General features: G+C 70.7%; 19 protein-coding genes. 9 read left to right on the top strand and 10 right to left on the bottom strand.

Features of this window, described 5'->3' with window-relative positions; all coding sequences use genetic code 11:
- The first annotated feature begins 24 nt into the window (after window positions 1–24).
- The 5 genes from FB561_RS33290 to FB561_RS33270 all read left to right on the top strand — a co-directional run bounded on the left by FB561_RS33290 (window position 25) and on the right by FB561_RS33270 (window position 8,403).
- On the top strand, window positions 25–1,821 hold the full coding sequence (locus tag FB561_RS33290) for a transposase (protein WP_238335274.1): 1,797 nt from the start codon (window positions 25–27) through the stop codon (window positions 1,819–1,821).
- Window positions 1,818–3,209, top strand: coding sequence for an AI-2E family transporter (locus tag FB561_RS33285; protein ID WP_145813996.1), 1,392 nt, complete (start codon window positions 1,818–1,820; stop codon window positions 3,207–3,209). The genes FB561_RS33290 and FB561_RS33285 overlap by 4 nt, the downstream gene beginning before the upstream one ends.
- An 11-nt stretch (window positions 3,210–3,220) precedes the next feature.
- The gene (locus FB561_RS33280; protein WP_238335273.1) at window positions 3,221–4,144 is read left to right on the top strand and encodes a GNAT family N-acetyltransferase; all 924 of its coding nucleotides are present in this window, start codon (window positions 3,221–3,223) and stop codon (window positions 4,142–4,144) included.
- A gap of 163 nt (window positions 4,145–4,307) precedes the next feature.
- The gene (locus FB561_RS33275; protein WP_145813995.1) at window positions 4,308–6,776 is read left to right on the top strand and encodes a DUF4091 domain-containing protein; all 2,469 of its coding nucleotides are present in this window, start codon (window positions 4,308–4,310) and stop codon (window positions 6,774–6,776) included.
- Between the two features lie 16 nt (window positions 6,777–6,792).
- Window positions 6,793–8,403, top strand: a complete 1,611-nt coding sequence (locus FB561_RS33270) for a hypothetical protein (RefSeq protein ID WP_145813994.1) — start codon at window positions 6,793–6,795, stop codon at window positions 8,401–8,403.
- 36 nt (window positions 8,404–8,439) lie between these two features.
- On the opposite strand, the gene FB561_RS33265 is transcribed toward FB561_RS33270, so the two are convergent.
- The 10 genes from FB561_RS33265 to FB561_RS33220 form a co-directional block, all read right to left on the bottom strand.
- Window positions 8,440–9,132: a PIG-L deacetylase family protein gene (locus FB561_RS33265; RefSeq protein WP_145813993.1), complete on the bottom strand. Its 693-nt coding sequence runs from the start codon at window positions 9,130–9,132 to the stop codon at window positions 8,440–8,442.
- A gap of 17 nt (window positions 9,133–9,149) precedes the next feature.
- Window positions 9,150–10,028, bottom strand: coding sequence for a carbohydrate ABC transporter permease (locus FB561_RS33260; RefSeq protein WP_145813992.1), 879 nt, complete (start codon window positions 10,026–10,028; stop codon window positions 9,150–9,152).
- Window positions 10,025–10,930, bottom strand: a complete 906-nt coding sequence (locus FB561_RS33255; RefSeq protein WP_238335272.1) for a carbohydrate ABC transporter permease — start codon at window positions 10,928–10,930, stop codon at window positions 10,025–10,027. The genes FB561_RS33260 and FB561_RS33255 overlap by 4 nt, the downstream gene beginning before the upstream one ends.
- 35 nt (window positions 10,931–10,965) lie before the next feature.
- A complete protein-coding gene (locus FB561_RS33250; protein ID WP_145813991.1) occupies window positions 10,966–12,240 on the bottom strand; it encodes an extracellular solute-binding protein in 1,275 nt (424 codons plus the stop codon).
- Between the two features lies 1 nt (window position 12,241).
- Window positions 12,242–13,207 carry a GNAT family N-acetyltransferase gene (locus tag FB561_RS33245; protein WP_145813990.1) on the bottom strand — a complete coding sequence of 322 codons (966 nt, stop codon included), beginning with the start codon at window positions 13,205–13,207 and terminating at the stop codon, window positions 12,242–12,244.
- Window positions 13,204–14,343, bottom strand: coding sequence for an exo-beta-N-acetylmuramidase NamZ family protein (locus FB561_RS33240; RefSeq protein ID WP_145813989.1), 1,140 nt, complete (start codon window positions 14,341–14,343; stop codon window positions 13,204–13,206). Before FB561_RS33240 ends, FB561_RS33245 begins: the two co-directional genes overlap by 4 nt.
- 185 nt (window positions 14,344–14,528) lie before the next feature.
- Window positions 14,529–15,296 carry an alpha/beta fold hydrolase gene (locus tag FB561_RS33235; protein WP_145813988.1) on the bottom strand — a complete coding sequence of 256 codons (768 nt, stop codon included), beginning with the start codon at window positions 15,294–15,296 and terminating at the stop codon, window positions 14,529–14,531.
- A gap of 22 nt (window positions 15,297–15,318) precedes the next feature.
- A complete protein-coding gene (locus FB561_RS33230) occupies window positions 15,319–15,618 on the bottom strand; it encodes a hypothetical protein (protein WP_145813987.1) in 300 nt (99 codons plus the stop codon).
- 74 nt (window positions 15,619–15,692) lie between these two features.
- Window positions 15,693–17,084: a M28 family peptidase gene (locus FB561_RS33225; protein WP_145813986.1), complete on the bottom strand. Its 1,392-nt coding sequence runs from the start codon at window positions 17,082–17,084 to the stop codon at window positions 15,693–15,695.
- Window positions 17,085–17,202: 118 nt separating this feature from the next.
- Window positions 17,203–18,258, bottom strand: coding sequence for a fatty acid desaturase family protein (locus FB561_RS33220; RefSeq protein ID WP_145813985.1), 1,056 nt, complete (start codon window positions 18,256–18,258; stop codon window positions 17,203–17,205).
- A gap of 236 nt (window positions 18,259–18,494) precedes the next feature.
- On the opposite strand from FB561_RS33220, the gene FB561_RS33215 reads away from it, so the two are divergent.
- The 4 genes from FB561_RS33215 (at window position 18,495) to FB561_RS33195 (ending at window position 23,180) form a co-directional block, all read left to right on the top strand.
- A complete protein-coding gene (locus FB561_RS33215) occupies window positions 18,495–19,796 on the top strand; it encodes a sensor histidine kinase (protein ID WP_145813984.1) in 1,302 nt (433 codons plus the stop codon).
- Window positions 19,748–20,395, top strand: a complete 648-nt coding sequence (locus tag FB561_RS33210; RefSeq protein WP_145813983.1) for a response regulator — start codon at window positions 19,748–19,750, stop codon at window positions 20,393–20,395. Before FB561_RS33215 ends, FB561_RS33210 begins: the two co-directional genes overlap by 49 nt.
- Window positions 20,396–20,637: 242 nt before the next feature.
- A complete protein-coding gene (locus FB561_RS33205) occupies window positions 20,638–21,054 on the top strand; it encodes a YciI family protein (protein ID WP_145813982.1) in 417 nt (138 codons plus the stop codon).
- A gap of 839 nt (window positions 21,055–21,893) precedes the next feature.
- The gene (locus FB561_RS33195; RefSeq protein ID WP_145806194.1) at window positions 21,894–23,180 is read left to right on the top strand and encodes an IS256 family transposase; all 1,287 of its coding nucleotides are present in this window, start codon (window positions 21,894–21,896) and stop codon (window positions 23,178–23,180) included.
- Window positions 23,181–23,878: the final 698 nt, after the last annotated feature.

Genomic DNA, 23,878 nt, shown 5'->3' with positions numbered 1-23,878 from the left:
AGCCGCCAGAAGGGACATTCAGCGATGGCTGACGAGTCGAGCCTGCCGTTCTTCGACCGTACGGCGACCGCCGCCGGGGGCTTCCCCGTCGCACGCCGGGGGTACGACAAACACGCGGTGGACGACTATGTCCGGGCGCTGGAGGCACAGCTCGCCGAGGTCCGGGCCAAGGTCGACGAGCTGACCGGGAACCAGGCGCCGCTGCAGCGCCAGCTGGAGGAGGCCAAACGCCAGCTCGAGGCGAGCGCGAACCCGTCGTACGCCGGGCTCGGCGACCGGGCCGCGCAGATCCTCCGGCTCGCCCAGGACCAGGCGTCCGAGGCGCTGGAAGAGGCGCGGCGCGAGGCCGAGGAACTGCGCGCCACGGCGGCCAAGGAAGCGGCCGCGGCCCGGTCCACCGGTGACCGCGAGGCCGAGGACATCCGGACCGTCGCGCTGAACGAGTCGGACAGCATGCGTCGCACCGCGGAGGGTGACGCAGCCGAGATCCGCCGGACCGCCGAGACCGAGGCCGGCGAGGTGCTCGCCGCCGCTCGCCGCAAGGCCGAGCAGTTGCAGCTCACCGCCGAGTCCCAGGCCAGCACGCTGAAGAACGGCGCGCTGCACGAGGCGGAGAAGATCCGCACCGCGATCCAGCGTGAGTCCGCCGCGCTGCGGGCCCGGCTGGCCGACGAGCGCGAGCAGCAGGCGAAGGAGCTGGCCGACAAGCACCAGCAGATCGCCGCCGACACCGAGAACCTGACCACCCAGATGCGCGAGGCGGCCGAGCAGTCCGAGCGCCGGGTGGCCGAGGCGACCGAGCAGGCCCGCAAGATCCGCCAGGAGGCGGACGCGTCGGCCGAGCGGACGCTGACCCGGGCCCGCCGGGAGGCCGAGCAGGTGCTGATCACGTCCCGGTCGCGCGCCGAGGCCGAGCTGGCCAGCGCTGCCGACGAGGCCGAGCGGTCCCGCACCCTGATCGCCCGGGAGACCGAGCGGTTGGCCAAGCGCCGGGACGGCATCCTGGCCCAGATCGCCGGGCTGAACGACATCGCCAGCAACATTGCCCGCCAGGCCGCCGAGCTCGACTCCGAGACGGCCACCCCGGCGTACACCCCGTTCAACGCACCGGGTCAGGGCGCCGCCCAGAGCAGCCCGTTCACCGGCCCCTCGAACCAGGGCCCCTCGAACCAGGGCCCGGCGAACCAGGGTCCGGCGCAGGGCCAGGCACAGAGCCAGTCGCAGGGGAACAACCCGTTCGCCCGGCCGGCCGAGAGCAGCCCGTTCGCGGCCGCGCCGGAGTACCCGGTCCCGGCCGAGCCGTCCGCGACCGAGTACCCGGCGCCCACCGAGCCGGCCGCGGACGCGCCGACGTTCGGCCGGACGACTGGTGGGCAGAGCGGCGCTTTCGGCGGGCAGAGCCCGTTCGTCGGGTCGACGGCCGGTGGTGCGCGGGTCGACGAGACGACGATCGACACCGACCTGCGGGTCGACCCGGCCGTGCTGGCCACGCCGGCCGACAGCAAGCCCACCGAGCCGGACACAGCCCAGAAGACGACCGCTGCCAAGGCGCCCGCCAAGGCTGACGACAAGGCCGATGCCAAGACTGTCGCAAGCGCCGACGACAAGGCTGACGACAGCGCCGGCACCAAGGCTGCCGGGAAGCCGGCCGCGCGGGAGCCGCGGGACGAGACCCGGATCGACGAGTTCCGGCTCGAGGACCTGGCCAACGAGGAGACCCGGGTGAGCGGGGAGAGCCCTTTCAAGGGGGACAGCCCGTTCAAGACCGAGCCCGGCGACAGTGACGACAAGGCCAAGTCCACCGCGAAGGACCGGAAGTGACGCCAGCCGGCGACGACAACTCAAGCCCCACCGAGGGCAGCGCAGGAACCAGAACCGTCGACACCGCCGAGGAGGCCGCCCGCACGGCGGAAGCAGCGGCGGAGGCGGCCGAACGCGCCGCGGAGCACGCCGACGAGTCGGCGGAGGATGCGGGCGACGCGGCCCAGCGGGCCGGCGCGGCGGCGGAGCAGGCTGATCTCGCCGATGCGTCGGCGGAGCAGTCGGCGCGGCGGGCCGCTTCGGCGGAGGCTGCTGCTCGGCAGGTGGACGGGGTCGGGGAGCTGCAGCAGACGCCGGTCGGTGATCTGCTGATCGACGAGCGGCATCCGTCCGAGGGGATGGGGGCTCCTGGTCCGCCGTTGCGGCGGTCGAACCCGTTCGTGTTCGGGTTCTTCGCGGCGCTGGGCGTCCTGGTCGCGTGGGGCCTGTGGAACGCGCTCGGCCAGGCGAAGTCGGTCATCATCCTGCTGGTCGTGTCGATGTTCATCGCGGTCGGTCTGAACCCGCTGGTCGAGTGGTTCATGCGTCGCGGTCTGCGCCGTGGGTTCGCGGTCGGTGTGGTGTTCCTGCTGATGATCCTCGCGGTGGCCGGCGTCGGCTTCGCGATCGTGCCGGTGGTCAGCGAGCAGATCAACAACCTGATCGAGAACGCGCCCGACTGGCTGAACCTGCTGAACAACTCCAAGACCGTCAACGACCTGGACAACCGGTACCACTTCATCCAGAAGGCGACCGAGTACGTCCAGGACCCGGCGCTGGCGCAACGCGCCTTCGGCGGCATCCTCGGCGTCGGCAAGGTGGTCGCGAACGCGCTGTTCAACACGTTCACGATCCTGATCCTGACGCTGTACTTCCTGGCCTCGCTGCCGAGCGTCAAGCGGGCCGCGTACAGCCTGGTCCCGGCCACCCGGCGGCCGCGGGTCTCGATCCTCGGCGACCAGGTGCTCAGCCGGGTCGGCGGGTACGTCAGCGGTCAGTTCCTGGTCGCGCTGTGCGCCGGCGTCTTCATGTTCATCTTCCTGGAGATCGTCGGGCTGCGTGACTACGCGGTCGCGCTGGCGATCGTGGTGATGTTCACCGCGTTCATCCCGATGGTCGGTGGCCTGATCGGCTGCGTCATCATCACCGCGATCGGTTTCACCGACGGGCTCTGGGTCGGCATCGCCTGCCTGGCGTACGGCGTGATCTATCAGCAGGTCGAGAACTACGTGATCGCCCCGCGGATCATGCGCCGCGCGGTCGACATCCCCGGCGCGGTCACCGTGGTCGCGGCCCTGCTCGGCGGCGCCCTGCTCGGCGTGGTCGGCGCGCTGCTGGCGATCCCGAGCGCGGCCGCGCTGTTGCTCATCATCCGCGAGGTCTGGGTCCGCAAGGCGGACGCCTCCTGACCTCGCCCGAGGTGCCGACGGCCGCCGAGCTGGCGCAGTCCGGCTTGGCGGCCCAGCACCCGGTCACCCGAGGCTGGGCCCCCGACGAGGTCCGGCTCGGCCGGCTGGAACGGCAGTTCGCGTTCGACGTGCGGCTCGCGACCGACCTCGACATCGCCACCCAGCGCGCGGCCCGCTACGCGCCGGGGCGACCGCCCGAGGTGATGCTCAACGAGTGGGTCCAGGTCGCTCCCGACCTGCAAGCGATGCTGAGCATGCGGTACGAGGGCGGCGCGGCCGACAAGCCGTTCGTCGACGCCACTCCCCTGAGCCGTCCCGTCGAGGCGGCCGACCTCGCTCATCTCGCCGCCGCGGCCCAGGCCCGGTACGGCGAACTGCGCCCGCGGTACCTGCGGCTGTGGAGCCGGCACCCGGCCGGGTGGTTCGACGGCACCGCGCTGGACAAGCGCTACCTGGCCGCGCCCCTCGCTTCGTTGCGCGGGGCAACTGTTGCGGCCGGGCTGACCGTTGCTCCGGCCGAGTCGCTCGACCGGTACGACGACGCGCGGCAGGCGTACGCCGCCGTGGACGCCGCGTACCCCGACCACCCCGACCAGGCTGCGTTGCAGAGCGCCGACAACCTCGCCGAGACCCTGGCGAACGGGCTGCTCTTCGACGTCCGGGTCGACGGCGAGTGGGCCGGGTACGTCGCCGCGATGACCGGGGACGACACGCTCGGCCTGCCCGCGTACATCGTCGAGGAGCTGATCCTGGCCCCGGCGTACCGCGGCCGCGGCTACGGCAGCTCGCTCTCCACGTTACTCGCCGACGCGCTGCCGACCGACCTCGACGTGCTGCTCGGCACGATCCACGCGGCCAACCGGGGCGCGATCACGGCCGCCACCCGGGCCGGCCGGATCGACGTCGGCGGCTGGTTCCAGGTCCCGCTCCTTTAGACCCACGTCGAAAAGCCCCCGCACAGGCCTGGCGCAGAAGCGTCATGGCCGGTGGCGCTCGTGCTGGGACCTTGACAGCCGGGAGCGGCGATCGTACTTTCGGGCCAGTCCGTAATTCGCCCTTCGGCCGTCCGAAACTCCTGCCCGCTCTGGGAGGTCCTCCATGCGTGGTCCCTTGCGGTTACTCGTCACCGCCGTCCTGCTCGCCCTCTTCGTCCCGTCTTTGGTCGCCCTCCCGGCCGCCGCCGCGGACGACATGGTGCTGGCCGACTTCGAATCCGCCGACGCCCTCAAGGGCGCGACAATCCTCGTGCCAGGTCTCGACCAGGCGACCGTCACCGACACGTTCGCGAGTACCGGGCGGTCGGCGATGGCACTCGACCTCGGGCCGATGAAGTCCAAGCAAGGCCAGGTCTTCCCGCGCGTCTGGCTGAACGTCGGCTCGACCCTGCCGGACGTTGACTGGACCCAGTGGCAGTACCTGCACGTCGGGGTGGCGAACGCCTCGGCCGAGCCGGCCACGCTGTACCTCGTCGTCTTCGACAAGGCCGGCAAGTACGTGCAGCGGTCGATCGCCGCGCAGCCGTTCGCGTACCACGTGTTCCAGCTCAAGGTCTCCGACATCGCCGCCGCCGGGGTGAACCTGGCCGATCTGGCCAAGGTGCAGCTCAGCTCGGAGCGGTCGGTGAACCCGAAGCGGCTGCTCGCCGACGACCTCCGGCTCACCAACACCGCGACCGACATCCCGGCCGAGGTGGCCCGGGTCGCGCCGAAGCTGATCGGGTCGATGAACCTGAACGGCCTGCACGCCGACGCGGCCCAGGCGCTGGAGCAGGTACGGCGCGGGATCAAACCCGGACCGCTGGGGCCGGACCAGCACCTCAAGAAGCAGGCCGCCTCGATCCGTACCGAGCTGGACGCCCTGAAGACGCGGATCGGTGCTGTCGGCAACGATGCCGACGAGGCCCGGGCGATCTGGTTCGCGGTGCGCGACGTCGGCTGGGAGGTCAAGCGGCTGGCCAGCCTGGTCAGCGCCCGGAAGGCCCAGCCGGCGGCCCCCGTCGGGCTCGGATTCGCGGACGCGATGACCCGGGTGTACCCGCGCGACCTGCCGTGCGACTGCAGCTTCGCGAAGCCGACCGTGGATGCTGTCCGCGGCGAACACGAGGGCCTCCAACTGGTCGCGATCCCGTACGGCGCCGCGCTGACGGACGTCGGCGTCAAGGTCCGCGCGCTGCGGCCCGGTATCACCGTCGACGCGCACCCGGTGTTGTCCTTCGACATGAAGCCGCCGGTCAGGCAACACCCCGCCACCCCGACCGCGTTCCGGCCGAGCAACTACACCGGCTGGACCCCGGACGCGATCCAGACCGGGTACGACACGGTCGACACCGAGGCCGGCGACCTGCAGGCGTTCTGGGTCTCGATCGAGACCAGCCAGGCCACCCGGCCCGGGGTGTACCCGGTCGTGCTCGAACTGCGGGCCGCCGGACTGCCGCCGCAGCTGACCCGGTTCGACGTGAAGGTCCACGACACCACGATCGCCCGGCAGTCCGGGCTGCGGACCGCGATCGGCCACGACCCCAAGGCCTACGCCGAGCCGTACGGGGTCACCGATCCGGCCGAGGTGCGCAGGCTGGTCGACGAGGAGTACGACTTCCTCGACCGGTACCTGCTGCAGGGGGACAACATCTACCGCAAGGTGTACGAAACGGCCCCGCCGTCGGTGGAAAGCCTGCGCAAGATCGAGGCGCGGCCGGGTGGTCTGCGGCAGTTCAACATCTGGTACTTCGACCCGCGGGTGTTCGACCGGACGAAGCCGGACACCTGGGCGGCGCAGGCGGACGAGTTGTTCGACCTGATCCAGCCGTACGTCGAGCAGTACCGGGCGGCCGGGCTACTGGACAAGGGTTACCTGTACTGCTGTGACGAGACCCGTGCCGAGCACACCGAGCTGGTGAAGTTCGTGCTGACCCGGTTCAAGGCGCGGTTCCCGGGCGTCAAGGTACTGACCACGATCATCGACGACCAGATGGGCCGGCAGTCCGGGCTGGACAAACTGATCGACTGGTGGGTCCGGGACGTGCCGTGGTTCGAACCGGACGTCATCGCCGAGCGGCACGCGGCCGGCCGGGAGGCCTGGTGGTACCTGCACGCCGGCAACCGCAACCCGACCCCGAACGTGTTCGTGAACTACGACCCGGGCCAACTGCGCACCCTGCTCGGCCCGATGGCCCACCAGGCCGGGGTCGACGGCTTCCTCTACTACCGGGTCGACCGCTGGTACGGGCACCCGCTGCTGGACGACGACCCGACCACGTCGTGGGACCCGCAGACCTGGAACGACCTGGCCGGTGACGGCTCGCTGCTCTATCCGGGTCCGGACGGGCCGGTGCCGTCGATCCGCCTGGAGAACATCCGGGACGGGCTCGAGGACTACAACCTGCTCGACACCCTGCAGCAGGCGATCGACACCGCGCCGCCGGCGACCGACCCGCGACTGATCGCCGAGGCGAAACGCCTGCTCAGCGGCAAGGACGTTGTCACCAGCAACTACGAGTACGTCCAGGAGCCCGCGAAGTACCGCACCTGGCGCGCCAACGTCCTCACCACACTCGACCGACTGCGCTGACGGGAGGCGATGACCGATGACCGCGATCTCGAGCAGACGGGACTTCCTCCGCCGGACCGGGCTCATCACGCTGGCCGGGTCGGTCGGTCCGACGATGAGCGTGCTGCCCGCGGCCGCCGCGGGTGGCTCCGGCTACCTCGACCGGGCGACCTGGGACGGCTGGCTCGCGCAGTTCTTCACCGAGCGCAAGGACGGGATGCCGGACCAGCCGAACGACGACACCGCCACCGGCAAGTCCGGCGGCCTCGGCTGGGGCGCGTCGTACCTGCTCGCGGGTTTCCTGCGGATGTACCACGCGTACGGCGACACCCGGTACCTCGACCAGCTGATCGAGTCCATCGACGCGGTGCTGTCGGTGCGGGACAGCAAGCGCGGCGTGACCGACTACCGCGGCCGGTCGCTGCCGGCCTGGCGAGCCAACCACCCGTACACGGTGGGCGCGGTCGACCTGAGGGATGCCGACGGTCGCCCGACGCTGCAGGTACGGGCGGGCCGGGTCTACAGCAGCACCACCTCGGTCACCGTGATGCCCGGTCCGGAGCCACACCTCTTCGGCTTGGACGTCCGGCACGCGCAGAGCGGCAACCGCCATGTGTACTCGTGGCTGTCGATGGACCCGGCCAGCCCGGACTACGCCGTCAAGCGGTTGTACAACGACTACCCGGCCGTGGTGCTCGCCACCGCGCTGGATCTGCGGGAGACGCCGGCCGCGGCAGGCGTCCCCGCGCCCGGCACGTACCGGATGACCTCGTTGCCGACCATCTTCGCTGTGCACACCGGGATGATCACCTACCCGATCGCGCAGTTCGTGCGCACCGTGCTGACCACCCCGAAGCTGCTCGCCCGGCGGCACTACCGGACGAAGGCGTTGGAGTACCTGCTGGCGGTGCGGGCCGCGGTCGCGGTGCACGACGCCGAGTACCAGCTCACCGAGCGCGGTGAGGGCACGCTGATCTGGCTGAAGGGATCGCCGCAGCAGTGGGACGGTTCCGAGCAGCCGATCAACCAGACGCTGGGCTGGGGCCAGACGGTGTCCGAGCTGGCTCGGATCACCGGCGAACGCACGTACCGGGAGCGGACGGCCGCGATGACCGCGATGTTCCGCGGCCAGCTCGCGCTGGACGCCACCCGGGGCTCGTACTCGTGGCGCTACTGGCCGACGTTCGGCACCATCCACAACGGGTACGCCAAGACGGGTTCGCCGGACACCGACGTCTCCGTCTACAACCCGAACCTGGCGACCCCACAGCGGCAGGTCGAGGACGTCTCGCACGCGGCGATCTCGGTCGAGTTCGCGGGCGCCGCGTACAAGGCCGGCCTCGGCCTGACGAAGCCGGAGATGGAGCGGCTCACCCGCACCTACACCCGCAACGTCGCGACCGAGCGGGACGGGTTCGGCGCGACCACGTTCCTGCGGGTGAACGGGACGGGCACCACCGACTTCGGCTACGCCGGGCAGGCGCCGCGCTGGATGCAGCTCGCGGCGTGGGACCCGATGGTCTACGAGCACTCGCTCGCGGTGTTCGACGCGTACCAGCCGACACCGGAGAACCAGGGCGGCGTGTTCGGCTGGATGCTCGGCAACCTGGCCTATCTCCAGCAGTACCACCGCCGCCACCGCGTCTGACTCCGGGCCGGCTCACGGGCCGGCTCACGGGCCGGCTCACGGGCCGGCGAGCTTGGTGACCTCGGGGCCGCGTGGATCCATGAACGCGCAGGCCCTGGGGTAGCCGGCCAGGCAGCCGCGCATCGTCATCAGCGCGGTGTAGTAGTCGATGTAGCGGAAGCCGTACGTCTCGCCGCGGGCGAAGGCCTGGTGCCGGATCGCGCCGACCCAGCGGTAGAAGGCGTCGTCCGGGATCGGCACGTACGTGGTCGGCTGGAACCCCTCCATGTCCTCCCAGTTCTCGGCGTGCAGGAAGGTCCGGACCGAGTGCCGCGGCAGCTCGTGGTCCATCGGCAACCCGGCCAGGAACCGGGCCCGCTCGGCCAGCTTCGCGGCGTACTCGTGGTCGCGGTGGATGCTGTGCTTCCAGTGCGTGATCAGCGTGTCCGGCTGCTTCTCCCGGATGATCGACGCCAGCTCCAGCGCGACCTCGTCGGTGTCGGGCAGGAAGCCGTCGCTGTGGTCGAGCGCGATGAAGTCGGCACCGATCGCGGTCGCGAACGCCTCCCCCTCGGCCAGCTTCTGCGTCTTGTACTCCGCCGGGGACAGCCGCGGGTGCCCGCGTTCGCCGTAGGTCAGCGCCACGATGGTCGCAGAGGCGCCTTCGCCGACGAGCTTGGCCAGGGTGGGACCGGCGGTGAGATCCATGTCGCCGATGTGACCGCCGATGGCGAGGACCGATCTGTTCATCCGTTACTCCTGACTGGCTACTTGAGACCGCTGAGCACGACGCCGCGGACGTAGTACTTCTGGAAGGCGAGGAAGACAGCGAGCACGGGCAGCGTGCTGATCACCAGGCCGGCCATCACGATCGGCATCGTCCGGTCCGGGTCGAGGAAGCTCTGCAGCAGCTGGATGCCGACCGGCAGCGTCTGCAGTTCGGGGCTGGACGAGGAGATCAGCAGCGTCCAGATGTACTCGTTCCAGGTGCCGATGAAGGTGATCAGGCCGAGCGTGATCGCGACCGGTTTGGTCTGCGGCAGCACGATCAGCCGCCAGGTCTGCCACTGGTTCGCGCCGTCGATCCTGGCCGCCTCCAGCATCTCGTCCGGCAGCGAGACCATGAACTGGCGCATCAGGAAGATGCCGAACCCGCTGACCGTGAACGGCAGGATCAGCGCGACCAGGCTGGTGGTCAGCCCGCCGTCGCCGCCTCGGCCGAGCAGGTCGTTGCCCCCGGCCAACGGCCAGTTCAGCATGATCAGGAACGTCGGGATCAGCAGCAGGAACGGCGGCAGCATCATCGTCGCGAGGATGAACCGGAAGATCACCGCGCGACCGCGGAACCGCAGCTTCGCCAGCGCGTACCCGGCCAGGCTGGACGTGATCAGCACGGACACGGTGACGCTGACCGTGACGATCACGCTGTTCCGGAACAGCCGGACCAGCTCCAACTGCTCGAACGCGGCCCGGTAGTTGTCCAGGCCGAACGACTCCGGCAGCAACCGGTACGGGATGACGCCGTACTCCCCCGCGCCCTTGAACGAGCTCATCACCATGTCGAGGAACGGCATCACCATCGCCACCGCGCCCAGGATCACCACCAGGTACGCGAACCACGGGAACCCACCGCGTCGTCGTCTCACGAGGTCTCCTCTCCCCGGCGCCGGGCGATCCACAACTGCAGCAGGGTGATCGCGAGGATGATCACGAACAGCACCATCGCCATCGCGCTCGCCGTCCCCCAGGCGCCGAACTTGAACGCCTGCTGGTACATCTCGAACGCGGCCACGTTGGTCGAGTTCACCGGGCCGCCGTCGGTGGTCATCACGATGATCAGCGCGAACGACTGCAACCCGCCGATGAACTGGGTGATCAGGACGAACAGCAACGACGGCCGGAGCAGCGGCAGGGTGATCTGCCAGAACATCCGCCAGCTGTTCGCACCGTCCACCTCGGCCGCCTCGTAGTACATCTCCGGGATCGCCTTGAGTCCCGCGGTCAGGATCAGGACGGCGCCGCCGATCGACGCCCACGCGTGCACCACGGTCACCGCCGGCAAGGCGTAGCTGGAGTCGGAGAGGAAGCCGATGCTGTTCACGCCGAGCTTGTTCAGCACGCCGTTGATCAGGCCGGCCGGCTGGTACATCATCTTCCAGACGTTGCCGATGGCCACCACCGTCGCGACCACTGGCAGGAAGTACAGCACCCGCCAGAAGCCCTGGAAGCTGAGCCGGTCGATGCAGTAGGCGACCAGCACCGAGCCGAAGGTGGCCAGCGTGACCGAGCCGACCGCGAACAGCAGCGTGTTCACCAGGATCGGCCGGACGAAGCTGCCGTCGAAGCGCAGCACGTCGGCGAAGTTCGACACCCCGGCGAACTCGATGGTGCCGAGGTCGAAGCCGCCCCAGTCGGAGAACGCCAGCACCACCGCGAACAGGAACGGCAGGACCAGGAACACGCAGAAGAACAGCAACGCGGGCGCGAGGAACAGGTACGCCGCGCGCCCGTCCCGATGGATGCCCCCACGGCCGGGAGCGGCCGCCACCACCGCTCCCGTCGGCAAGGTGCTCGACGTGGCCGTCACTGCGGCTTGACGGCCTTCGCGGCCTGGGTCAGCGCCTCGTCCGGACTCTTGCCGTCAGCAAGCACCGTCATGATGGCGTTGTGCAGCGCGGTCTTCGCCTCGTAGGCGCCGGCCAGGTTCGGCTCCGGCATCGCGTACTCCGCGGCGTCGTAGATCGGCACCAGGTTCGGGTCGTCCAGCGACTTCTTCAGCGTGGCCGCGTCCGCGGTCCGCGGCGGGATCAGGCCCATCCCGGCCAGGTACTCGCCCATCCCGGTGACGCCCGCGGAGCCCTGGTGCTCGTTCAGCCAGGTGAGGAACTTCCATGCCTCGTCCGGGTGCTTGCTGCGCTGGTTCACGCCCATGAAGAACCCGTACGCCAGCGAGCCCTTGCTCCCGGCGGCCGGTCCCGGGATCGGGGCGACGCCGACGTCGGAGTACTTCCCGGCCATCTGCGTCTTCAGGCTGCCGACCCACCAGCCGGCCTGGATCGCCATCGCGACGCCTCCGCTGCGGAACTGCTTGGTCGGCATGATCGACGGGTCGGTCGCCTTCGCCCCGGCGAGGTCCGCCTCCAGCCCGAGTGCCGCCTTGCCCTGCTCCCCGGCGAACTGCGCAGTCCCGTCCTCGCCGAGGAAGGAGCCGCCGGCCGCGTCCAGCAAGGACAGGAACGGGTGCGCCGACTTGTTGTCACCGTCCTGGATCAAGCTCAGGCCCTCGACCTGGACGTTGCCCTTCGCGTCCCGCTTCGCCACCTTCTTCGCGGTGTCGGCCAGCTCGGCCCAGGTGGCCGGCGGCTTGGTCACCCCGGCCGCGGCCAGGATCTTCTTGTTGTAGAACAGCGCGTACGTGTTCAGCTCGGTCGGATAGCCGAGCAGGGTGTCGCCGGTCGTCACCGCGCCGAGGGCGGCCGGGCTGTAGCTCGCCTTGATCTTCTGGGCCACGTCGTCGGGCACCTTCGCGACCACGTTCGCCTTCTGCAACTGGCCGCCCCACAGCCCGTACGCGCTGACGATGTCGGCGCCGCGGCCGCCGGTCTGCCGGACGGTGAGGGTGGTCAGCAGGTCGTCGAACTTGACCACCTCGGACTTCACCTGGACGTCCGGGTTCTCCTGGTTCCACTGCGCGATCATCTTGTCCAGGCCGGCCTTCGCCGGGTCGGAGCCGTAGTGGCTCAGCACGGTCAGCTGGACCTTGCCGTCGCCGCCCGAGCCGTCGCCGCCCGAACAGGCCACGCCGGTGGCGAGGAGGCCGAGTACGACCGCGAGCCGGACACCGTGATGGAGTCTCATGTCAGTCCTTCCGGTCGGCCGGGACCAGCGAGGCCCGGAGGATCGAGAACTTGCGGGTGATCGTGAAGCCGGTCTTCAGGTACAGCTGGCCGGCGGCGGACTGCTCGCCGGTCCACAGGAACCAGGCGCTGTGCGCCCCGAGTCCGACCATGCGCTGCAGCGTCAGGTGCAGCAGGACCTTGCCGAGCCCGGTCCCCCGGCTGGCCGGCAACACCCCGAACGGGCCGAAGCGGTCCAGCACCCCCTCGTACGTGCCGTGCATGGCCCAGCCGAGCACGGTCCGATCCGGTGCGTACGCCGCGACGATGCGGTCCAACGGCATCCCGGCCACCACGGCTTCGCGGATCGCGCGAGCCCAGTCCGGGTTGAACTCCGACCTGGCGATCGCGATCAGCTCGGTCAGCTCGTCCCCGGTCGGAGTCCCGAAGCGGTAGCCGTCGGCCTCGAGGGTCCGGATCCGCTCGCGCACGTCGTCTGGGATCGCGTAGCCGACCAGGCCACGGTCCATCGCGACCGCCTGGTACTGGGTCCGGAAGCCGAGCTGCTCGGTCAGCGCGAGCGCGGCCGGGTACCGCACGACGTCGAGGCCGGGCAGGAAGTAATTCGGCGTGTACGACGAGAAGAACACCTCGGTCCGGCCCTGGTCGCGCAGCCAGTCCATCGCCTTGGTCAGCAACTCCCGCCCGAGGCCGCGGCGCCGGTGGTCCGGGTGGACGAAGAAGAACGGGATCCACCCCGATCCCGGCTCGAGGTCGGCACCGTCCGCGGCGATCAACCGGCGCACGGCGTACGCGGCGCCCACGATGTCGCCGTCCTCCTCGGCGATCCACAATCCGGCCGGGTCGAAGTTGCGGTCCAGCAGGACGAGGTCGCGGAGCCGGTCGTACCCGATCGGGTCGGCCGGCGCCGCCGCGGTCCAGGCCGCCGCGATCCCGGGCCCGTCGCCGGCTGCGAACGTACGGATCATCCGATCCCTCCTTCGTAGAGCAGCACACCCGGCTCGGTCCAGCCGTCCGGGCCGATCGATGCCGGCAGCAACTTCTCCGGGTCCTCGCCGGCGGTGAGCGTCTTGCGCAGCGAGTCAGATCCCCACAACCGGTCCAGCTCTGGGCGGAACTCGAGCTCGCCGGGATACAGCTCGCGCAACACCGCGAGGATCACCAGCGCGGTGCGGACCGGTTCGAACGTGACGCGATCGGTGAGGTGCAGCTGGACGCCGGGCAGCACCTGGCCGGCGTACTTGCTGAACGTCGGCTGGAACCACGTCCCGCGGAACGTGACCCCGGGCAGTTCCCGCTCGCGCAGGGCGGGCACCAGGCGGCCGTCGAGGAAGGGCGCCCCGATCGTCTCGAAGGGCCGGGTGGTCCCGCGGCCCTCGCTGAGGTTGGTCCCTTCGAACAACCCCGTCCCCGGATAGACCAGGGCGCAGTCGGGACTCGGCATGTTCGGCGACGGCGGCACCCAGGGCTGACCGGTACCGGGGCCGCGGGTCCAGCCAGACAGCGTGATCACGTCGAGCTCGGCCGGGCGGTCCGTGGTCGCGGTGAACTGCCGCGCGAGCTCGCCGACGGTGAGGCCGTGCCGGACCGGAATCGGCGCGCGGCCGACGAAGCTCTCGAACCCGGGCTGCAGCAACGGACCCTCGACGGTCCGGCCGCCGAGCGGGTTCGGCCGGTCGAGGACGATGAACCGCACACCGCACCGGGCCGCCGCCGCCAGGCAGTCGAACATGGTCCAGATGTAGGTGTAGAAGCGGGTGCCGATGTCCTGGATGTCGAACAGCAGCGTGTCGACGCCGGACGCGGTGACCAGGGCGTCGAGGTCGGCGCCGGCCCGGTGGTACGTGTCGAAGACCGGCAGCCCGGTCTCGGGATCGGTCCTCGCGGACTCGCTCGCCCCGGCCTGCGCGGTGCCGTTGAGTCCGTGCTCCGGACCGAACAACGTGATCAGCGGAAGCCCGGCTTCGAGGAACGCGGTTCGCTGTGGGCGCAGATCCGGGAGCACCCCGGTGAAGTTGGTGACGAGTCCGAACCGGCCGCCACCGGCCAGTCCGGGCTCGCTCGCGAGTCGCTCCGCGCCGGTCCGTACCGCGTCGGTCGCCATCGTGCGCCTCCACCCAGTCCGCCGGATCATCGATCGTGCAGGAACTGGGTAGAAAACTTACCGAGCTGTTCGCATGAGGGTCAACAGGTTACGGGCAAGCGTTTGTCCGGACAGCTTCGCGCAGCGCGGTCACAGGCAGCACGACCACGGTCACCGCCTGGAGGCGAAAACGGCCCCGAACCGAGTCAGGCGAGGAACGGCGTGACCGCGGCGAGGAAGTCGTCGAGGCGCTCCGCGTGGACCCAATGGCCGGCCTCGGGGACGACAGCGTACCGGACGTGCGGGAAGTACGCCTCGATGGTGGCCCGGTGGTCCTGCTGGACGTAGTCGGACTTGCCGCCGTAGACGAAGAGCGTCGGCCCGTCGTACGAGCCGGTGACGCCGTCGGGCCAGCCGGAGATGTCGCCGAGCGCGGCCTCGATCACCGGCAGGTTCGGCCGCCAGCGGGCGCCCTGGTCGTCGAGGATCAGGTTCTGCAGCAGGAACGCGCGAGTCCCCGGCGTCGGGACCGCCTCGGCCAGCTGAGCGTCCACGTCGGCGCGGCGGGTCACGTTCCTGAGGTCGGCGGTCCGCATCGCCTGGGCGTACTGGACGAAGGCGGGCGGGTAGCTCACCGGTGCCGCGTCGACCACGACGAGCCGGTCGACGACGTCGGGGTGGTCGATCGCGGTCAGCATCGCGGTCTTGCCGCCCATCGAGTGACCGACCAGCGCGACCGGGCCGACCCCGAGCCCGGTGATCGTCTCGCGGACGTCCTCGGCCATCTCCGGATAGCTCATCGTGGGGACGTGCGGAGAGCTGCCGTGGTTGCGCAGGTCGAGCGCGAACACCCGGTGCGACGACTCGGCCAGCCGGCGCGCGGCCGTCATCCAGTTCCGCCCGGACCCGAACAGTCCGTGCATCACCACGACCGGCGACCCGCTGTCGCCGTACGACGTGACCGGGAGCTTCATCCTTGCGGTCCTTTCCGGAGCGTCAACGGCGGCGTTGCCAGCAGGTGGTGTGCCAATGCCGGCGCTCGTCCAGCGACTGCCCGCCGCCGATCGCGGCCAGCAGACTCGGGTCCTCCGGCCACACGACCACGTGCGGCGTGTTCGGCAGGATCAGCTGGTCGCATCCCGGGCAGCGATAAGTCTTCGTCGACGCGGTCCCGCTGACCCGGCGGACGATCCAGTCCCCGTCGCCGCGGCTCACCCGCTCCTGCGTACCACCCAGCAACGGCCGGTCACTGGCCGGCCGGGTGTGCTTGGAGGGCTTGCGCCTACGAGGTGACATGACACCCCGGAGCCTATCCGGCCACCGCCGGGAGACCGCGGACGGCCTCCCGGCGGTGGTCCGGCGATGCAGGGTCAGCGGGGGCGGGCGACGGCGTACGCCGCGGTGCCGATCAGCTCCATCGAGACCTGGAGGCGTTCCAGGCTGACGTTCTTGGCGATGGTGTCCTCCGGCGAGTGGTACGGCGGTTCCAGCAGGGCCGGCGACGACTCCCCGCGCCAGGAGAAGTTGGCGGCCGCGATCCCGACCTCCTGGAAGGACTGGTGGTCACTCGCCCCGCGTTGCACGGGACCGACCATCTGCGGGTCGTACCCGAGCCGTTTCCCGGACGCCAGGACCGAGTCCGTCGCGGCGTTCGCCATCCCGTCGAACGAGAGCAGCCAGTAGACGATGGCCGGGTCCCAACTGGTGGCGACCATGTCGTTCTGGAACACCGCCCGGTACCGGTCGCGCTGGTCCTGCGGCAACTGCGCGACGTGGTACCGCGAGCCGATCAGCCCTTGCTCCTCCGAGCCCCACAGCGCGAACCGCAACGTCGCCTCGACGGGGACCTTGCTGAGCACCAGGGCGACCTCCAACGTGAGGACGGTACCGGAGCCGTCGTCGTTCGCGCCGGGTGCGCCGATGACCGAGTCGTAGTGGCCGCTGACCATGACGATCGGCGAGGTGGCGCTCTTGCCGCGGCGTTCGCCGATCACGTTGTTCGAGATCAGGCCGCGGTGGGCCGCCGTACTGATCGACAGCGGCAACGAGGTGACCACGGCGAGGGCCTCACGCAACAACCTCTTCTGGACCTGCGCGACCCCGATCACCGGGATCGGCGCATCCACCAGACCGCTCGGTGAGAATGCGGACGCGCGCCGCGGGAACACCTGGTCGGCCGGCAGCAGGATCACGGCCACGGCTCCCCGCGCGGCAGCCTCCGCGACGAAGCCGGGCCGAGCCGCCGCGGTGTCGTCGGCGAGGACCACGGCACCGGACACGTCCGCCGGCCACACGGGTGCCGTCGCCGGACCGACATCGCGAGCGAGTCCTTGCACCGTGACGTCCAGCTTGCCGCCCGGAGCCGCGCCGGCCTGCCAGCACACGTCGTCGGGCAGGACGTTGCGTACGTCCCCGATCTGGGCGAGGAACTTGTCCGCGACCGGGAAGGGTTCGAGCCGGGTCCGGTACCCGAAGCGGTCCAGCTCGTCCGCGAGGTAGTCGGCGGCCCGCTTCTCGCTCGGCGTCCCACCGATCCGGGGGCCGATCTGCTCCGACAGCACCTGGAGGTGCCGCAGGGCGCGTTCGGAGGACAGTCCGTTGACGACCTGCCGGTCGTACCTGTCCAGCGTCGGAGGCCGGACGGCGCCGGGCCTCGGGTCGTCGGCTGCCCACGCCGGAGCGGCGGGCAGGGCGGTGGCGGCGGTGACTCCGGCGACGGCGCCGAGCAGGCCACGACGACTCAAACCGCTCGATTCGGTCATGCGGATCTCCCTCACAGGTCGGCTCACAGGTCGGCCCCGAGACAGCCGACCGTAGCCGAACCGTCCCGGGGCCGCTGCCCGGCGCGGAGCGCCGCGCCTGCTTTGCCCAGATTCCCGCTCAGGTCCCGACGCGCTCGGAGGCCTTCTGGTCGCGGAGTTCGCTGCCGACCTCGTGCATATGGCCGAGGCCCATCCGGTACGACTCGATCAGCCCGGTGCTCAGGTACGGCATCCCGATCCGCTCGCAGTACGCCCGGACGATCGGCTGCGCGAACCGCAGGTTGGCCCGCGGCATGCTCGGGAAGAGGTGGTGCTCGATCTGGTAGTTGAGGCCGCCCATCATCCAGTCGGTGACCAGGCCGCCGTTGACGTTCCGCGAGGTCAGCACCTGCTTCTCCAGGTGGCCCCAGTTGCTGTCCTCGTCCGGCATCTCCATGCCCTTGTGGTTCGGGGCGAAGACGCTGCCGAGGTGCAGGCCGAACAGCGCGTGGTGGATGACGGCGAACAGCACCGCCTTGCCCGGCGAGAGCACGGTGAACAGCACGCCGAAGTACAGCACCAGGTGTGCGGCGATCATGCCGAGCTCCAGCTGGGCCTCCTTGCGCGGGCGGCCGAGCAGGTACCGGATGCCGGAGACCTTCAGGTTCAGCCCCTCCAGGGTGAGCAGCGGGAAGAAGATCCGGGCCTGGTGGCGGGACAGCCAGCCGTGCAGGCCGGTCCGCCCCTCGGCCTGCTCCAGGGTCCAGACCAGCACGCCCTCGCCGACGTCCGGGTCCTTGTCGGTGTGGTTCGGGTTCGCGTGGTGCCGGTTGTGCTTGTCGTTCCACCAGCCGTAGCTCATCCCGGTGACCAGGTTGCCGTTCAGCAACCCGAGCCAGTCGTGCAGCTTGCGGGACCGGCCGATCTGCTGGTGCCCGGCGTCGTGACCGAAGAACGCGGCCCGGGTGGTGAGGATCGCCAGCGGCACCGCGAGGAACAGGGTCCACCAGCTGTTGCCGAGCGTGACCACGCCGGCCCAGATCACGGCCAGCAGGGCGACGTTGATCGCGATCGCGATCGCGTACGCCGCGGTCCGGCGGTCGAGCAGTCCCGCGTCCTTGATCTCGCGCAGCAGCGGGGCGAAGTCGCTCCCCTTGCTCCGCTGGGTCCGCGGCGGTTCGGCTGCCAGTGTCATTCGGGGCCTCGTTTCGGCGTCGGTCGATCGGGTCTCCGGTCCGCGGCAATCTGCCCCTGACCGGTGTCTCTCAACCATCGCCGGACACGGTCGTCCGGTCACCGGTGCCAGCTCCCGTCTCCGCCCGGGGGTTTCACCTCCCGGCAGTGGTGGACCTAACACTACTGAGGTCGTCCAGTCCCTCGGTCATCATGGAGGGGCGGGCCGGTCCGGCCCACCGACACGGGAGAGAGACGATGACGACCATCCAGACCGCCGCCCCGGCACCGCCGCTGCGGTACCCGCGACTCGCGCAGCCCTTCCTCGCGCTCGGGCTGGCGATCCTCGCCGAGGTCGGCATCGCCTTCTTCGTGCTGAACGTCGTGTCGGTGCCGCTGATCGCGGTCTGGGTCGGGATCCCGATGCTGCTGGTCTTCGTCCCGTGCACCCGCTGGTTCGCGAACTGCCACCGCCGGATGCTGGCCGGCTTCCTCGGCGCGCCGATCACCCGGCCGTACCGGCAGCCGCCGATGAAGGGCCTGCTGATGCGGCTCCGGACGATCCTGGCCGACCCGGCGACCTGGCGGGACATCGTCTGGCTGCTGACCAACGCGGTGCTCGGATTCACCCTGAACCTGCTGTCCGCGGTGCTGTTCCTGGCCTCGGTGTTCTACCTGATCTACCCGTTCCTGGTCTGGGTGACGCCGCCCGGGGTGTTCGACCAGCCGTTCGGCGGGCTGTTCACGCTGAACGTGGCGACCTCGTTCCTGATGGTCCCGCTCGGCCTGGTCGCGTTCCTGATCTGGTCCGCCTCCGGCGAGCGGCTGCTGAAGGCGAACGCGCATCTGGCCAAGTCGCTGCTCGGGCCGACCGAGAGCGCCCAGCTGGCGATCCGGGTCCGCGAACTGGCCGAGTCCCGGGCCGAGACCGTCGACACCCAGGCGGCCGAGCTGCGCCGGATCGAGCGGGACCTGCACGACGGCGCCCAGGCCCGGCTGGCCGCGTTGAGCATGAACCTGGGCATGGCCGAGGAAATGGTCGCCCGGGACCCGGCCCAGGCCGCCGCGCTGCTGACCGAGGCGCGCGAATCCGCGAGTACGGCACTGGCCGAGCTGCGCGACCTGGTCCGTGGGATCCACCCGCCGGTCCTGGCCGACCGCGGGCTCGAGGGCGCGGTCAAGGCGCTCGCGATTAGCTGCCCGTTCAAGGTGGACGTCAGCTTCGACCTGCCCGGCCGTCCGCCCGCGCCGGTGGAGTCCGCGGCGTACTTCGCGATCGCCGAGGCGCTGGCGAACACGGTCAAGTACGCGGCCGCGACGAACGCCTGGATCCAGGTCAGCTACGAGCAGGAGAAGCTGCACCTGCTGGTCGGTGACGACGGGGTCGGTGGCGCCACGGTGGTGACCGGTGGAGGTCTGTACGGTATCGAGCGGCGGCTGGCCGCCTTCGACGGTACGTTGACCCTGGTCAGCCCCACCGGCGGACCCACCACCGTGATCATGGAGTTGCCTTGCGAGTCGTCATCGCTGAAGACCACGCCCTCCTCCGGGACGGCCTGATCCGGCTGCTCGAGGCCCACGACTTCGAGGTCGTCGAAGCCGTCGACAACGGTCCCCGGCTGGTGCCAGCGCTCGTCCAGCACCGGCCGGACGTGGCCGTCGTCGACGTCCGGCTGCCCCCGACGTTCACCGACGAGGGGCTGAAGGCCGCTATCGAGGCCCGCCGCCAGGTCCCCGGACTCCCGGTCCTCGTCCTGTCGCAGTACGTCGAGCAGCTGTACGCGCGCGAGCTCCTCACCGGAGGCGGCGGCGCGGTCGGGTACCTGCTCAAGGACCGGGTCTCGAACGTCGCCGAGTTCCTCGACTCGGTCCGCCGGGTGGCCGGCGGCGGGACCGCGATGGACCCGGACGTGATCGGCCAGCTGCTCGCCCGCAACACCCGGGACGAGCCGATCGGGCGGCTCACCCCGCGCGAGTCCGAGGTTCTTGGGCTGATGGCGGAAGGCCGCTCGAACGCGGCGATCGCGAGCGCACTGTTCGTCACCGAGAAGGCGGTCAGCAAACACACCAACAACATCTTCGCCAAGCTCGACCTGCCCCCGTCGGAGGACGACAATCGCCGCGTGATGGCGGTCCTCACCTACCTGTCGTCACGCTGAACCGCCGGAGTCGGCGGGGTTGGCGGGGTCGGTGGATCGGCGTGGGTCGGTGGGGTCGGCGGGTCCGTGGATCGGCGGGGTCGGCGGATCGGCGTGGGTCGGTGGGGTCGGCGGGTCCGTGGATCGGCGGGGTCGGTGAGGTTGGTGGAAGTTTTCGTCGAGGTGATGTCGAGAGCGGGGGCCGTGCTTCGTCCCCCGGGTGAGAGCGCCCGACCGGGGCGCCGGTCCGAAAGGTTTGTGCGATGACGAAGTTCCTGCTGATCGTGGACTACAGCCCGGGCGCGGTCGAGACCCCGATGCTCGAATGGGACCCGGCGGACATCAAGGCCCACATGGACTACTACCGCGACCTCAACCACCAGCTGACCGAGAGCGGCGAGCTCCTCGACGTCGCGGCGCTGACCTGGCCCGACCAGATGAAGAAGGTCACGTCCGACGGCGTCACCGCTCCCGTCGTGACTGACGGCCCGTTCCCGGAGTCGAAGGAACTGCTGGCCGGCTACCAACTGGTCGACGTCGAGTCCGAGGAACGCGCCCTCGAGATCGCCGCCCTGGTCTCCCAGGTCCCCGGCCCCGGCGGCGTCCCCCTTCAGCAACCCATCACCGTCCGCCGCGTCATGGGCCCCGCCGACATCGAAGAATTCAACCCCCTCGACTAACCCACCCCAACACTCCACCCCGCCCCCCGCGCCTCACCCCCAGCGCACGCTGTACCTCGCGCACGCCGCACTCCGCGCACGCGGTACCTCACGCACGCCGCACTCCGCGCACGCGGTACCTCACGCACGCCGTACCCCGGCGCACGCCGCACCCCGCGCGCGCCGTACCTCGCGCACGCCGTACCTCACGCACGCCGCACTTTGTGCACGGAGCAGCCACCCGAGCCATCCACAGACGACCAGCCCACGCACAAAGTCGGCGGGGGCTCGGCTGACCCGCGCACAAAGTCGGCACACAGAACCCGATCCCCGCCCCAACCCCCGCCAGCCGTAGCCGGGTACGCGGGGTCAGAGTCGCGTTAACGTGGGACACGAAGGCCTCCGGTCAGGTGAAGCGGTGAACTAGACAGCTCCACTTCACAACCGGAGGCCTTCACCTGTCACCCAGACTCACCGCCGCAAGGCGGGACAACCTCCCTGGACATCACAGCTAGCGACCGCCCACAACAAGCGCCACCCCGCACTTTGTGCACGCTCCAACCGCGCGAGCCAGCCGCGGACAACCAGCCCACGCACAAAGTCGGCGCAGAGGACCCGACCCGCGTCACCAACCCCGCGACCCCGCACCTTGTGCACCGGTCAACCGCCCCAGCCGCCGCGGACAACCAACTCGCGCACAAAGTCGGCACACAGAAGCCGACCCCGCCCTAGCACCCGCCAGCCCGCACTTTGTGCACCGGCCAGCCAGCCCAGCCACCCGCGGACAGCCGGGACTGTCCGTCTAACGGTGTTTCTGGCCCGACGCGCCGACTGTGGTGGTTGGTGGGAAAGGTGCGGCAATGACCGCGACACTGCCGGATGTGGCAGGTAAGAAGAAGCAGGGTAAGGCGTCGGCCGAGGAGCTTGCTGCGGCTGAGTTGGTGCGGCTGGCGAAGGAGCAAGGGCTGTCGCTGACGGGCCCGGACGGGTTGTTGAAGCAGCTGAACAAGGCGGTGCTGGAGACCGCGTTGAACGAGGAGCTGACCGAGCATCTGGGTCATGAGAAGCACGGCGAGCCGGTGGCGGGCAATGTCCGTAACGGCACCCGGTCCAAGACGGTGCTGACCGAGACGTCCGGCCAGGTCGAGCTGGAGGTGCCGCGGGACCGGGCCGGCACGTTCACTCCGCAGATCGTGAAGAAGCGGCAGCGCCGGTTGAACGGTGTCGACGAGGTGGTGCTGTCGCTGTATGCCAAGGGCTTGACCACGGGTGAGATTTCGGCGCATTTCGCCGAGATTTACGGTGCCTCGGTCAGCCGGGAGACCATCAGCCGGATCACTGACAAGGTGATCGAGGAGATGACCGAGTGGGCGAGTCGGCCGCTGGACGAGGTGTATGCGGCGGTGTTCATCGACGCGATCGTGGTCAAGGTCCGCGACGGGCAGGTCGCGAACCGGCCGTTCTATGCCGCGATCGGTGTCACGCTGGCCGGGGAGCGCGAGATCCTCGGGTTGTGGGCTGGGACTGCGGGCAGCGGTGAGGGCGCGAAGTTCTGGATGGCCGTGCTCACCGATCTGCGCAACCGGGGCCTGCGGGATGTGTTCTTCGTGGTCTGCGACGGGTTGAAGGGGCTGCCGGAGGTGGTGGCGAACGTGTGGCCGCCGGCGATCGTGCAGACCTGCATCATCCACCTGATCCGCAACACCTTCCGGCTCACCTCCCGCAAGTACTGGCCCGAGCTCAAAGGTGACCTGAAGCCGATCTACACCGCCGTCAACGCCACCGCCGCCCGCGCGGCGTTCGACGACCTGACCGAGAAGTGGGGGCAGCGCTACCCGGCGGTGATCCGGCTGTGGGATAACGCCTGGAACGAGTTCATCCCGTTCCTGGACTACGACGTCGAGATCCGCCGGGTGCTGTGCTCCACGAACGCGATCGAGTCCCTGAACGCCCGCTACCGGCGCGCGATCAAGGCCCGCGGCCACTTCCCGACCGAACAGGCCGCGCTGAAGTGTCTCTACCTCGTGACCCGGTCATTGGACCCCACCGGCACCGGCCGGGCACGATGGGCGATGCGGTGGAAACCAGCACTCAACGCGTTCGCGATCACCTTCGGCGACCGATTCCCGGCAGCCGAAACCTACTGATGAACACCGCCGGAAACACCGTTAGCGAGATAGACCCCCGGCCGTGCACAGAGTCGGCGGGGTCTAGCCGGCCTGCGCACAAAGTGCGCCCGGAGCGGGAGTGGGCCGGACGCAGGCGCGGCGTGGGCGGGGCTCGGCGTGCGCGGCCGGGGCGGGGCGCGGCCGGGGCGGGGCGCGGCCGGGGCGGGGCGCGGGCGGGGCTCGGCGTGCGCGGCCGGGGCGGGGCGCGGGCGGGGCTCGGCGTGCGCGGCCGGGGCGGGGCGCGGCCGCGGCCGGGGCGGGGCGCGGCCGGGGCGGGGCGCGGGCGGGGCGGGGCGCGGCCGGGGCGGGGCGCGGGCGGGGCTCGGCGTGCGCGGCCGGGGCGGGGCGCGGCCGCGGCCGGGGCGGGGCGCGGCCGGGGCGGGGCGCGGGCGGGGCGGGGTCGGGGCGCGGGCGTGGGTGTGGGTGCGGGGCGCGGGCGTGAGTGTGGGGCGTGGGCGGGCTCGGCCGGGCGTGGGCGGGCGGGGCGTGGGCGGGGCACGGGCGTGGGCCGCCGGCAGCGGGCTCGGCCGGGCATCGGCCGCCGGCAGCGGGCGTGGGCGGGGCGCGGGTGTGGGCGCGGGTGTGGGCGAGCGAGGGGCGTGGGCCGGCGGTAGCGGGCTTGGCCGGGCGTGGGCGGGGCGCGGGTGTGGGCGGGCGCGGGGCGTGGGCCGGCGGCA

The organism is Kribbella amoyensis (assembly GCF_007828865.1).
In the GTDB taxonomy this organism is placed as follows: Bacteria; Actinomycetota; Actinomycetes; order Propionibacteriales; family Kribbellaceae; genus Kribbella; species Kribbella amoyensis.
Note: the sequence above shows the minus strand (reverse complement) of the source record. Positions and strands in the feature narration are given on the sequence as shown.

Coding starts and splice junctions, on each gene's coding strand:
- FB561_RS33290 (WP_238335274.1), top strand. CDS start 25: ATGGCTGACGAGTCGAGCCTGCCGTTCTTCGACCGTACGGCGACCGCC.
- FB561_RS33275 (WP_145813995.1), top strand. CDS start 4,308: ATGCGTGGTCCCTTGCGGTTACTCGTCACCGCCGTCCTGCTCGCCCTC.
- FB561_RS33270 (WP_145813994.1), top strand. CDS start 6,793: ATGACCGCGATCTCGAGCAGACGGGACTTCCTCCGCCGGACCGGGCTC.
- FB561_RS33265 (WP_145813993.1), bottom strand. CDS start 9,132: ATGAACAGATCGGTCCTCGCCATCGGCGGTCACATCGGCGACATGGAT.
- FB561_RS33250 (WP_145813991.1), bottom strand. CDS start 12,240: ATGAGACTCCATCACGGTGTCCGGCTCGCGGTCGTACTCGGCCTCCTC.
- FB561_RS33245 (WP_145813990.1), bottom strand. CDS start 13,207: ATGATCCGTACGTTCGCAGCCGGCGACGGGCCCGGGATCGCGGCGGCC.
- FB561_RS33240 (WP_145813989.1), bottom strand. CDS start 14,343: ATGGCGACCGACGCGGTACGGACCGGCGCGGAGCGACTCGCGAGCGAG.
- FB561_RS33235 (WP_145813988.1), bottom strand. CDS start 15,296: ATGAAGCTCCCGGTCACGTCGTACGGCGACAGCGGGTCGCCGGTCGTG.
- FB561_RS33230 (WP_145813987.1), bottom strand. CDS start 15,618: ATGTCACCTCGTAGGCGCAAGCCCTCCAAGCACACCCGGCCGGCCAGT.
- FB561_RS33225 (WP_145813986.1), bottom strand. CDS start 17,084: ATGACCGAATCGAGCGGTTTGAGTCGTCGTGGCCTGCTCGGCGCCGTC.
- FB561_RS33220 (WP_145813985.1), bottom strand. CDS start 18,258: ATGACACTGGCAGCCGAACCGCCGCGGACCCAGCGGAGCAAGGGGAGC.
- FB561_RS33215 (WP_145813984.1), top strand. CDS start 18,495: ATGACGACCATCCAGACCGCCGCCCCGGCACCGCCGCTGCGGTACCCG.
- FB561_RS33205 (WP_145813982.1), top strand. CDS start 20,638: ATGACGAAGTTCCTGCTGATCGTGGACTACAGCCCGGGCGCGGTCGAG.
- FB561_RS33195 (WP_145806194.1), top strand. CDS start 21,894: ATGACCGCGACACTGCCGGATGTGGCAGGTAAGAAGAAGCAGGGTAAG.